The sequence below is a fragment of the Actinophytocola xanthii genome (genome assembly GCF_001921205.1).
GTDB classification, from domain to species: Bacteria; Actinomycetota; Actinomycetes; order Mycobacteriales; family Pseudonocardiaceae; genus Actinophytocola; species Actinophytocola xanthii.
This window is the reverse complement of sequence record NZ_MSIE01000057.1, coordinates 62,723-73,705: the sequence shown is the minus strand read 5'-3', so window position 1 is coordinate 73,705 and position 10,983 is coordinate 62,723. Positions and strand designations below refer to the sequence as shown.

Sequence of the window (10,983 nt, the reverse complement as noted above, 5' to 3'; positions counted from 1 at the left end):
AGACGGCGGTCAAGCGGACGCGCGGAGCGAACAATCAAACACAGCGGCTTTCATCCGCGGCGAAACAGCGCGTCAGCTACAAAACCCAAAAAAACCCCAGGGGCCATCCCGTCCTCAGACGGAATGGCCCCCGGTAGTGCCCTCGCGTGCCTGACTTACCCGATCTGCTCCAGGATCAGATCGTGGAACGCCGAAACCCGGCCGTACACGCCGTAGAACTCCGGCAGCGCGCAGCCCTGACCCCAGGACACGATGCCGATCAGCTTGCGCGTGCCGTCCGCTGCCACGCCCTCGAGCGGGCCGCCCGAGTCGCCCTGGCAGCTGTCCTTGCCGCCCTCGTCCAGCCCGGCGCACACCATCGACGCCGGGTCGTAGGTACCCGGGTAGGACTCCGCGCAGTCGGCGTCGGAGGTCACCGGCACGTCGACCTTGCGCAGCGTGTCCGAGGGCGAGCCGCTCTCGGTGACGCCCCAGCCGTACACCGTGCTGTTCGCGCCGGGCGCGTACAGGTCGGCGTCGGCCGGCGAGGCGACCGCGAGCGGCGCCTGCGACAGGGCGGTGTCGAGCGTGAGCACCGACACGTCGTTGCTCAGCGCGGAGGGGTTCCACTGCGGGTGGATCCAGATGCCGGTCACGCCGGCGACGGTCCCCCCGCCCGCGCTCAGCGTGGTGCGGCCGGCCACGACCCGGATGTCCGACGGCGAGAAGCCGTCGGCGCAGTGAGCGGCCGTGACGATCTTCGTCGGGGCGACGACGGTGCCGCCGCAGAACTGGAACCCGCTCGGTGTGGTCAGCGCGACCACGAAGGGGTTCTCGTCGGTGGTGGTCTCCTCGCCTCCAATGATCTTCGGTTCGACATCAGCCGGGGCCGCGGTGGCGGTCGAAGCCGCCGCCGCGGCCACCCCCATCGATGCGAGCACCGCTGCGGCAACCCCAGCCAGACGTAGCAGGCGTCCTGCCTCAGCCATGTCACTTCTCCCTTGTTCGGGCCCGCGAACCCCATGTCTTCGCGGGCTGACTAATGGTTACAAGGCGGTCACTGATGGCCACAACGCCCGTTCGTAGTGGGCCGAACGGCCGATTCCCCGTCGGTAACCGGCCGCCAGCAGCGCAAACCCGCGGCGGCACCGGACCCGACGTTCGGATGGAATCCGGACGTGCCCTAGCTGCGCGTGCCCCAGAGCAGGAGCGTGGAGGAGGCGTGTTCGACCGCGGCCGCGCCGCGCGCCAGACCTTCGATCGGGGCGGAGAACAGCAGCCGACCGTCCACTGTGTACCCGGCATCGACGAGCGCGTCCCGCGCCGGGCCGACGCTGCCCATCTCCCGCACGTCGAGCACGATGCGGTGCGCGCCGGCGGCGGCGCACGCACGCACGACGTCGGCGCGGGCGGTGCCCAGGAACACGGCGTCGGGCCGGGGAAGGCCGGCCAGCACCTCGGGTACCCGACCGTCCACCAGCCGCACGTCCACGCCGTGGCGCTTGGCGTTGGCCACGATCCGCACGCACAGACCGGGGTCGCTCTCCACGGCGATCACCGCCGCACCGAGCCGGGCGGCCTCGACGGCGAGCGCGCCGCAGCCGGCAGCCACGTCCCACACCAGCGTCCCCGGCCGCGGCGCGAGCCGGGCGAGCGCCAGCGCCCGCAGCTCCGCCGAGCTGGCCATGCCCTCCCGGTAGGTGAACTCGTCGAGCCCGAGTGCCCAGCCGCCGGCCGGGGGCACCGGCTCCCCACCGGAGATCCACCCCGGTCCGCCCACGCGGTCGAGGTCGGCCAGGCAGAGCACGATCGACACGTCGCCCCAGCTGCGTCCGGCGGCCTCTCCCGGGTCCACGATCGACAGTGCCTCCCGCGGCCCGCCGATGTCCTCGACGACCACGAGCGTGCGGCGCCAGCCGACCAGCGCCGCGCCGAGCTCGGCCGGCCCGGCACCGGGTGCGGTGAGCACACCGACCGCAGGGTTGGCGCGGCAGACGTTGACCGCGGCGCGGAACGTCCGGCCTCGGCCGTCGACCACGGTGATGTCGTCCCAGGGGCGCTGGATCATGGCGGCGATCCGCTGGAGCTGGGACACCGAGGGCCAGCACTCGGTCGGCAGGCTCCGCTCCCGCAGGGCGCGCAGGACGCCGAAGTAGCCGGGATCGCCCGAGGCGAGCACCACCGCCGGCTCGTCGGCCTCGACCGCCGCCGCGAGGGCGTCCAGCGCGACGCTGCCCAGCTCGTGCGAGCTGGGCAGCTCGATCACCCGCGGCGGTTGGGCGGTGCCCGTGCCGCCGGGCCCGGAACCGAGCGCGGCGGCCACCGAGTCGCGGAGCACCGCCCGGGTCCCGACGACCAGGGCGGCCGCGGCAAGCGCGTGCTCCGCCCCCGGGGGTAGCTCCAGGCCCTCCACACCGATCACGGTCACCGTTGCGGTCATACGCGTTATTCGACCATGGCACACATGTCCGCGGGGGAAATTTTCTGACGGTTCGTTATCACAGATCCGCCTTTTTGAACACGAACTCCTTCGCGGCGTCGGACTCGAGCAGGTACTTGACCTTGGCCAGACCGAACGGCTTGCTCGGGTCGACCTGGAAGATGGTCGTCGACCTGGGCGGATCCCGTTCCTCGGCCGGACCGTAGCGGTAGTCCCCGGTCAGACCGTCGAATTCGACCGTCCCAAGTCGACTCGACGCCTCGAGGATGCCCTCCCGGCTCAGGTCGCCGAGCTCGACGGCCTGCTCGAGTACGGCGGCCATCGCTCGAGCCTGGTTGTAGCCGAACGCGATGTAGTAGTCCGGTTCCTGGTCCGGGGCGTACCGCTCGACGTCGGCCACGAGCTGCTTCATGCCGGGAACGGACTCGTCGCCCCACTCGGTGCCCTCGGCCGCGATCAGCACCGACTGGCGCAGGTACGGCGTCACCGCGGACCGCGCGAGCGCGCCGGTGTAGCTCGGCGACTGCCCGAACCACTGGGGCGCGAACCGGGCCTGGGCGGCGGTCCCCCAGATCCTGGCCGCGTCGGAGGGCGTCGCCACCAGGAACACCACCTGGCACCCGGCGCCGGCCAGCGCCCCGATCTGCCCGGCGTAGTTCTCCGTGCCCACCTTGAACCGCTGGGTGTTGGTCACGGTGAAGCCGTACTTCTCCGCGGCGAAGTCGACACCCTGCTGGCCGGCCTCGCCGTAGACGTCGTCCTGGATCATCGTGCAGACCCGGTCGCCGGGGGACCCGCCGCCGTCGGTGAACCAGTAGTCCATGGCGTTGATCGCCTGCACCTGGTAGGGCGCCCCGACCGGCAGGAGGTTCTCCTCTCGCACCCACAGTGCGTCGAGCGAGGCCGGCGCGGCCAGGATCTTGTCGGCACGCAGCTGCGGCAGCACGGCCAACGTCGGTGCTGTCCCAAGAACCTGCGTGAACGCCACAACATCGCCCTTGATCTTGTTGTACTGCTGCACGGCGACGTCCGGCTGGTACTGGGTGTCCTCCTGGACCAGCTCGACCTTGTACTTGCCGGCCACGCCGCCCCTGGCGTTGAGGGCTTCGAAGAACACCTCGTTGCCCGCGGTCAGCGGTTCCCCGATCACCGCGACCGTCCCGGACAGGGGGGTCAGCACGCCGAGCCTGATCGTGGTGCCGTCGAAGCCGGCCGTCTCGCCGGGCGCACCCGCCGTGCCCCCGCCGCCGTCGTCGTCCTCGCCCGCCCCGCCACAGGCGGAGACGGTCAGCACCAGGCTCAGCACCGCGGCGGCGAACCGCGCACCCTTCGTCATGGCCATGTGACGCCTCCCTGCCTCAGTAGGAGAAGGGCCAGGCCTTGAAGTAGGCCTTGACCCGGAACCAGATCCCGGCCAGCCCCCGAGGTTCGAAGACCAGGAACAACACGATGAGCAGGCCGAAGATGGCCTGGTTGAGCGCGAACACGCTGATCACGCCGTCGCCGCCGGCGGAGCTGGAGACGCCGGGGATGGCGTCGGAGTACTCGTCGATCAGCGCCGGCAGCGCGCCGACGAACACCGCCCCGAGGATCGAGCCGAAGATCGTGCCGAGGCCGCCGACGATGATGATGGCGATGTACTGGATGGACAGCAGCAGCGTCCACTCGTCCGGCGTGACGTGCTGCTGGTACGCCCCGAACAGCGCGCCGGCCACGGCCGCGACCGCGCTGGAGACCATGAACGCGCCGATCTTGTACCGGCCCGCGCGAACCCCGATCACCTCGGCGGCCTGGTCATGGTCGCGCACCGCCCGCAGGGCCCGGCCCGGCCGGGTGCGGACGAGGTTCTTGGCCAACAGCGCGACGACCGCGACCAGCACCCACACCAGCCAGAACCAGCCCTGGTTGCGTGAGTAGTTCTCCCCCGCGACCTCCAGGGCACCCAGGTCCACCGGGCCGATCTCGGGCTGGGCGAGTACGGAGGTGCCGTTGTTGCCGCCGGTCACGTCGCGCAGGTTCCGCCACAGGTGCTCGCCGACGAAGATCAGCCCCAGGGTGACGATCGCCAGGTAGTGCCCGCGCAGGCGCAGCGCGAACGGACCGATCAGCCCGCCGAGCAGGGCGCCCACCACGGCCGAGGCCAGCAGCCAGACCGGCAGCGGCAGCCCGGCCTCCCCGCCGACCAGCGCGGCGCAGTAGGCGCCGGCGCCGATGAAGAACGCGTGGCCGAGCGAGATCTGTCCGCAGTAGCCGGTGAGCAGGTTCAGTCCGATGGCGCCGATCGCGGTGATCCCGGAGTAGATCAACACCGAGAGCCAGAAGTCGTCCTGGACGACGGTCGGCAGTACGAGCAGCGTCACGAGCATGGCCGCGAGTCCGACGCGGGACAGCGGCGAGCCGAACAGCCGCAGGTCCTGTTCGTAGCCGCGGACGAGGTTGCGGTGCGCACGTGGTCTGCCTGCCATCAGATCCGCCTCACGTCCTTGGTCCCGAGCAGGCCGTAGGGCCGGATCAGCAGGATCACGATCATCAGGACGTAGGGGACGATCACCGAGACGTTCGAGCCGGCCCATGCGAACAGCTCGTCCTGGTAGCCGCGGGTGAGCGCCTCGGCCAGCCCGATGATCACCCCGCCGAGCACCGCCCCCGCCGGGGAGTCGAGGCCGCCCAGGATCATCGCGGGGAACGCGGCCAGCGCGATGAAGCTGATCGAGGGGGACAGCCCGCCGGGGCCGGCGGCCAGCGTGATGCCGCCGAGCGTGGCCAGCGCGGCGGCGATCGCCCAGGAGACGGCGTACACCTTCCGCGCGCTGATCCCCTGGGCCAGCGCCGCCTCCGGATCGAACGCCGTGGCCCGCATCGCGAGCCCGAACGCCGTGAAGCGGAAGAACAGGAAGAACGCCACGACCACGACCGCGGTCAGCCCGATCGTCCAGAGGTCCCGGACGCCGAGTACCAGCCCGGCCACCTCGACCGTGCGGAGGTTCCACGGGTTGTCCAGGGGGAGGTTGTCGAAGCCCCAGATCGCGGTGATCAGCGGCTCGATCACGAACAGCAGGCCGATCGTGATCATGATGACCGCGAACGGCGGCTGCCCGACCATCCGTCGCAGCACCAGCCGCTCGACGCCGGCGCCGACGACGGCGGCGGACAGGCAGGCCAGCAGGACGGCCACCCCGAACGCGAGCGCGAGGTTGTTGGAGAACGTGTACCCCAGGTACGCACCGAGCGCGAGCAGCCCGCCCTGAGCGAAGTTGATCACCCCGGTGGACTTGAAGATCACCACGAAACCCAGCGCGACGAGGGCGTAGGTCGACCCCAGCGCGAGCCCGGCGAACACGTTCGTGAGGAAGGTGCTCATGGGTACATCGCCTCGATCTCGGGAGCGAAGCGCTGCTCCACGGCGCGGCGTTTGACCTTCTGGGTGGCGGTCAGGTCGCCGTCCTCGTGGTCGAGCTCCCTGGGGATCAGCGTGAACCGCCTGATCCGCTCCACCTGGGCGAGGCGTGCGTTGGCCTGCTGGACGACCTCGTCGATCAACGCCACGACCTCGGCCTTCGCCGACAGGTCGGCGTAGGTGGTGAAGGCCAGGCCGCGGCGGGCGGCCCAGTTGGCTACCGTGTCCAGCTCGATGCCGACCAGCGCCGTGAGGTACCTGCGCCGGTCGCCGACGACCACGGCCTCGCGCACGAACGGCGAGACCTTCAGCAGGTTCTCGATCTCCGAGGGCGAGACGTTCTTGCCGCCGGCGGTGATGATGACGTCCTTCTTCCGGTCGGTGATCCGCAGGAAGCCGTCCGCGTCGAGCTCGCCCACGTCGCCTGTGTGCAGCCAGGCCTCCGCGTCGAGCGCGTCGGCGGTGGCGGCGGGGTCGCGGAGATAGCCCCGGAACACCCCGGGCGAGCGGGTGAGGATCTCGCCGTCCTCGGCGATGCGGAGCTCGACACCGGGCAGCGGGCGGCCCACGGTGCCCAGCCGTACCTCGCCCTGGGGGGTGAGCGTGCAGACCCCCGTGTTCTCGGTCTGCCCGTAGCCCTCCCGCACCGGGACGCCGATCGCCCAGAGGTACTCCAGCACCTGCGGTGCGATCGGCGCCGCACCGCTGATCGCCGAGCGCATCCGGGACATGCCGAGCTTCTCGCGCAGTGCCCGGAACACCAGGACCTCGCATCCGGCGAGCACGACCCGGTCGGCGAGGCCCACCTTCCCCGCCATCCGGCGCGGCGCGATCCGCCTGCCCTGGCGCAGGCAGGTCCCGTACAGCAGGCGCTTGAGCCGGGACGCGTCGGCCATCCGGATCTCGACGGTGGCCAGCATCTTCTCCCAGACCCGGGGCACGCCGAGGAAGACCGTCGGCTGGACGTCGCGCAGGTCCCGCGCGAACGACGGACCGCCCTCGCCGAAGTTGACCACCAGGCCCGCCCAGACGCCGACGATCACCGAGATCAGCCGCTCGGCGACGTGGCAGAGCGGCAGGTAGCTGAGCACCTCGTCGCCTCGGGCCGCTCCGAGCTCCGCCGCCGTCCGCCCCGCCGCGACCAGGTTGGCGTGGGAGATCTCGGCGCCCTTCGGAGGTCCGGTCGTGCCCGAGGTGTAGACGAGGATCGCGGTGCTCCCCGGGTCCAGGGACGCGACGGCCTCGGCGTAGGCGGCCCGCGAGCCCGCCGAGCGGCCGCGCTCCTCCAGCTCGGCGAAGCTCAGCACGCCGGACAGGTCGGGCAGCCGCCCGGCCAGGCGCAGCGACCGGGGGTCCATCACCACGACATGGCGCAGCCTCGGCAGGCGGTCGCGCACCGCGAGCGCCTTGTCCAGCTGCTCCTCGTCCTCGGCGATGAGCACCTCGGCCTCCGAGTGCGCAAGCAGGTACTCCACCTCGGCCGCCGGCGAGGTCGGGTACACACCCATCGCGCATGCGCCGATGCCCTGGGCGGCAAGGTCCGCGATCGCCCACTCCGGCCGGTTCTCCGCATGGATCGCCACCCGGGAGCCGGCCGCCACCCCGAGCGAGCGCAGGCCGGCGGCGACGTCGGCCACCCGCTCGGCGTAGCGGGCCCAGGTCGTCTCCCGCCACCGGCCGCGGTACTTCTGCCGGAGCGCCACCTGGTCGGCGAGCTCCCGCGCGTTCTCGAGCAACCGCGCCGGCAACGTGGCCGCCGTCGTCGCCTTGTCCACCGCGGACGACTGGGTCACCGTCACACCGCACCCCCGAGGTAGGCCTCCACCACCCGGGGGTCGCGCTGGATGCGTGCCGGGGTGCCCGTGGCGACCGGCACCCCGAAGTCCAGTGCGAGCACCCGGTCGGCCAGGTCCATCACCAGCCGCATGTCGTGCTCGACCAGGATCATCGCCAGGTCGAGCTCGCGGCGGACCTCCACCAGGTAGCGGGCCATGTCCTCGGTCTCCTCGACGTTCATCCCCGCGACCGGCTCGTCGAGCAGCAGCAGCGTGGGCGCCATGGCGAGCGCTCGGCCGAGCTCGACCCGCTTGGCCACGCCGTAGGGCAACAGGCCGGCGAGGGTGTGCCGGTGGGGCTCGAGCTCGAGCAGCTCGATGATCTCCTCGACCGCCGCGCGATGCTCGACCTCCTCGCGCTTGGCCCTGCCCCACCAGACCATCCCGCTGAGCATCCCGGTGCGCATGAGGTGGTGGCGGCCGAGCATGAGGTTCTCGATCACCGTGAGCTGCTCGAACAGCCCCAGGTTCTGGAACGTCCTGGCCACCCCCATCGCGGCGATGGCGGCGGGCGAGCGGCCGGTCAACCGCTGCCCGGAGAGCGTGATCGTGCCCCGCTGCGGGCGGTAGACCCCATTGAGGCAGTTGAGGATGGAGGTCTTGCCGGCGCCGTTCGGACCGATCACCGCGAACAGCTCGCCGCGCGCGACCTCGAAGCCCACGCCGCGCAGCGCGCTCACCCCGCCGAAACGCAGGGTCAGGTCCCGCACCTCGAGCAGCGGCGGCACCGGTTGCGGGGCGCCGTCCTCCTCGTCCCGCTCGGTCAGGCGCTCCATCGCTTCTTCCTCCGGTAGCTCTTGACCTCGGCCAGCGAACGCCGCCCGGTGTCGTCGGTCGAGCCGAGGTAGAACTCGCGGATGTCCTCGTCGGCGAGCAGCTCCCCGGCGGGGCCGTCCCGCACGACCTTGCCGACCTCCAGGACATAGCCGCGGCTCGCGATGGACAGCGCCATCACGGCGTTCTGCTCGACCAGCAGCACGCTCGTGCCCTGGCCGTTGATCTGCGCGATGATCTCGCCGACCTGCTCGACCAGACGCGGCGCGAGCCCGAGCGAGGGCTCGTCGAGCAGCAGCAGCCTCGGCCGCGCCATCAGCGCGCGGCCGATCGCGAGCATCTGCTGCTCACCGCCCGACAGGTAGCCGGCCGTCGCCCGCCGGCGCTCCGCCAGCACGGGGAACAGGTCGAACACCCGGTCGACCGACTCGCGGTACTCGGCCCGGCGCCGGGTGTGGGCGCCCGTGCGCAGGTTCTCCTCCACGGTCATCTCGGCGAAGACCCGGCGCCCCTCCATCACCTGACCCACGCCGCCGCGCACCACCTGGGCCGGGTCGGCACGGGTGATGTCGGTGCCGTCGAGCCGGACCGAGCCCTTGGTGATCTTGCCTCGGTGTGCCACGAGCAGCCCGGTGACCGCACGCAGCAGCGTGGTCTTGCCGGCGCCGTTGGCCCCGAGCAGGGCGACGACCGTGCCGTGCGGAACGTCGAGGGAGACACCGCGCAGGACCAGGACCACGTCGTCGTAGACGACCTCGAGGTTGTTCACCGACAGGATGGGCGCTGCTGGCATGGCCGCTCCGCGTTGAGCCAGTTACAACCCCGACCACCAGGACGTGTGACTGCGATCACTCAACTTCGGACCGTAACGCCGGTGGGTGAACGCGGGCAAGGATCATGCCGAACCGTTACTTGGGGGTAGGAGATCCACCTCGAGCCGGTCGCGATCGAGCGGATGTCAGACTCGTCGGCGTGACCTCGGTTTTCGACTGGCTGGACACCCGCGCCGACGAGCGGCGCCGCGCCGGCCTCGCCCGGCAGCTGCGCCCCCGCCGGCCCGACTCGGACCTGCTGGACCTGGCGGGCAACGACTACCTCGGCCTGTCCCGGGACAAGCGGGTGACCGGGGCGGCCGCCGCGGCGACCCTGCGCTGGGGCGCGGGGTCCACCGGCTCCCGCCTGGTCACCGGCACGATCGAGGCTCACACCGAGCTCGAGCACGAGCTGGCCGCGTTCTGCGGCACGCAGGCCGCGCTGGTGTTCTCCTCCGGCTTCACCGCGAACCTGGGAGCCATCACCGCGCTGTCCGGGAAGGGCAGCGCGATCGTCACCGACGCCTACCTGCACGCCTCGCTGATCGACGGATGCCGCCTGTCCCGGGCGGACGTGGCCGTCGTCGCGCACGCCGACCCCGCCGCGGCGGCCCACGCCCTGCGCACCCGCCGCACCGAGCGAGCCCTGCTGGTGACCGACTCGGTGTTCTCGGTGGACGGTGACCTGGCGCCGCTGCCCGCGTTGTTCGAGGCCTGCCGGGCCACCGGGGCTGCGCTGGTGGTGGACGACGCGCACGGCTTCGGCGTCCTCGGCGAGGGCGGGCGGGGCGCGGTGGCGGACGCCGGGCTCAGCGGCGAACCGGACGTGGTGACGACGCTGACGCTGTCCAAGGCGCTCGGCGCGCAGGGCGGCGCGGTGCTCGGACCGCGCCGGGTGATCAAGCACCTGGTCGACTCCGCCCGCAGCTTCATCTTCGACACCGGCCTCGCACCGGCGAGCACCGCCGCCGCGCTGGCCGCCCTGACGGTCCTGCGCGAGGAACCGGACCTGCCGCGGCGGGCCCGGGCGGCGGCCGTCTCGCTGGCCGAGCGCCTGCGCGCGGCCGGCCTCACCGTGACCGACCCGGCGGCGGCCGTCGTGTCGGTGCTCGCGCCCTCCCCGGAGCAGGCGGTGCGGTGGGCCGAGGACTGCCGGGCCGCGGGGGTCTGGGTCGGCTGCTTCCGCCCGCCCTCGGTGCCCGACCAGGTCTCCCGGCTACGCCTCACCGCCCGCGCCGACCTCACCCCCGCGGACCTCGACCTCGCGGTCAAGGTCATCACCCACCACGCACCTCCGGGCGCCGCATCGTGATGTGCTCGATGCCGTCGTCGTCCTCGAAGGGCTCGCCCTCCGGGCGGAAACCGAAGCGCGCGTAGAACTCCTGGGCGTAGGTCTGCGCGTCCAGCACCGCCTCGGCCGTGCCGACCCGGCGCATGGCCTCGGCCATCACCCGGCCGCCGAGCCCGGTCCCGCGCGCCGCTGGGCGCGTGCAGACCCGCCCGATCCGCCACCCACCGGTCGGCTCGGTGAGCAGCCGCAGGTAGGCCTGGGGCTCCCCGGTGGCCGGGTACCAGACGTGGACGGTGTCCGGCAGCAGGTCCCGGCCGTCCAGCTCGGGGTAGGCCGCCTTCTGCTCCACGACGAACACGTCCACCCGCAACGTGAGCACCGCGTACAGCTCGGCGGCGGTGAGCTCGTCACCGGCCGCCACTCGCAGATCGGTCATGCCTGCTGAATACCAGATC

At 72.0% G+C, this 10,983-nt stretch carries 10 protein-coding genes; 1 reads left to right on the top strand and 9 read right to left on the bottom strand.

The genetic code is table 11. The features are described from left to right. Positions 1 to 155: 155 nt before the first annotated feature. The 8 genes from BU204_RS28000 to BU204_RS27965 form a co-directional block, all read right to left on the bottom strand. Positions 156 to 968: a S1 family peptidase gene (locus BU204_RS28000; protein ID WP_075128750.1), complete on the bottom strand. Its 813-nt coding sequence runs from the start codon at positions 966 to 968 to the stop codon at positions 156 to 158. Between the two features lie 194 nt (positions 969 to 1,162). Continuing rightward, positions 1,163 to 2,419: an SAM-dependent methyltransferase gene (locus tag BU204_RS27995; RefSeq protein WP_075128749.1), complete on the bottom strand. Its 1,257-nt coding sequence runs from the start codon at positions 2,417 to 2,419 to the stop codon at positions 1,163 to 1,165. A gap of 58 nt (positions 2,420 to 2,477) precedes the next feature. After that, entirely contained in the window at positions 2,478 to 3,761 is a 1,284-nt protein-coding gene (locus BU204_RS27990; RefSeq protein ID WP_233160684.1) for an ABC transporter substrate-binding protein, read from the bottom strand. 16 nt (positions 3,762 to 3,777) lie between these two features. Continuing rightward, positions 3,778 to 4,884, bottom strand: coding sequence for a branched-chain amino acid ABC transporter permease (locus BU204_RS27985; RefSeq protein WP_075128748.1), 1,107 nt, complete (start codon positions 4,882 to 4,884; stop codon positions 3,778 to 3,780). Beyond that, entirely contained in the window at positions 4,884 to 5,780 is an 897-nt protein-coding gene (locus BU204_RS27980; protein WP_075128747.1) for a branched-chain amino acid ABC transporter permease, read from the bottom strand. Before BU204_RS27980 ends, BU204_RS27985 begins: the two co-directional genes overlap by 1 nt. Further along, positions 5,777 to 7,609: an AMP-dependent synthetase/ligase gene (locus tag BU204_RS27975; RefSeq protein WP_233160682.1), complete on the bottom strand. Its 1,833-nt coding sequence runs from the start codon at positions 7,607 to 7,609 to the stop codon at positions 5,777 to 5,779. Before BU204_RS27975 ends, BU204_RS27980 begins: the two co-directional genes overlap by 4 nt. Positions 7,610 to 7,611: 2 nt before the next feature. Then, positions 7,612 to 8,427 (bottom strand): ABC transporter ATP-binding protein, encoded by an 816-nt coding sequence (locus tag BU204_RS27970; RefSeq protein WP_075128746.1) that lies wholly within the window; start codon positions 8,425 to 8,427, stop codon positions 7,612 to 7,614. Then, positions 8,415 to 9,203: an ABC transporter ATP-binding protein gene (locus tag BU204_RS27965; protein WP_075128766.1), complete on the bottom strand. Its 789-nt coding sequence runs from the start codon at positions 9,201 to 9,203 to the stop codon at positions 8,415 to 8,417. Before BU204_RS27965 ends, BU204_RS27970 begins: the two co-directional genes overlap by 13 nt. 194 nt (positions 9,204 to 9,397) lie before the next feature. Between BU204_RS27965 and BU204_RS27960 the strand changes: the two genes are divergently transcribed. Continuing rightward, entirely contained in the window at positions 9,398 to 10,549 is a 1,152-nt protein-coding gene (locus BU204_RS27960; protein ID WP_075128745.1) for an 8-amino-7-oxononanoate synthase, read from the top strand. On the opposite strand, the gene BU204_RS27955 is transcribed toward BU204_RS27960, so the two are convergent. Then, the gene (locus BU204_RS27955; RefSeq protein WP_075128744.1) at positions 10,515 to 10,964 is read right to left on the bottom strand and encodes a GNAT family N-acetyltransferase; all 450 of its coding nucleotides are present in this window, start codon (positions 10,962 to 10,964) and stop codon (positions 10,515 to 10,517) included. The two genes, BU204_RS27960 and BU204_RS27955, sit on opposite strands and share 35 nt — an antisense overlap. Between the last annotated feature and the right edge of the window lie 19 nt (positions 10,965 to 10,983).

Bases quoted from the DNA above. Each gene is read 5' to 3' on its own strand.
- BU204_RS27995 (WP_075128749.1), bottom strand. From the start codon at position 2,419: ATGACCGCAACGGTGACCGTGATCGGTGTGGAGGGCCTGGAGCTACCC.
- BU204_RS28000 (WP_075128750.1), bottom strand. From the start codon at position 968: ATGGCTGAGGCAGGACGCCTGCTACGTCTGGCTGGGGTTGCCGCAGCG.
- BU204_RS27985 (WP_075128748.1), bottom strand. From the start codon at position 4,884: ATGGCAGGCAGACCACGTGCGCACCGCAACCTCGTCCGCGGCTACGAA.
- BU204_RS27990 (WP_233160684.1), bottom strand. From the start codon at position 3,761: ATGGCCATGACGAAGGGTGCGCGGTTCGCCGCCGCGGTGCTGAGCCTG.
- BU204_RS27955 (WP_075128744.1), bottom strand. From the start codon at position 10,964: ATGACCGATCTGCGAGTGGCGGCCGGTGACGAGCTCACCGCCGCCGAG.
- BU204_RS27970 (WP_075128746.1), bottom strand. From the start codon at position 8,427: ATGGAGCGCCTGACCGAGCGGGACGAGGAGGACGGCGCCCCGCAACCG.
- BU204_RS27980 (WP_075128747.1), bottom strand. From the start codon at position 5,780: ATGAGCACCTTCCTCACGAACGTGTTCGCCGGGCTCGCGCTGGGGTCG.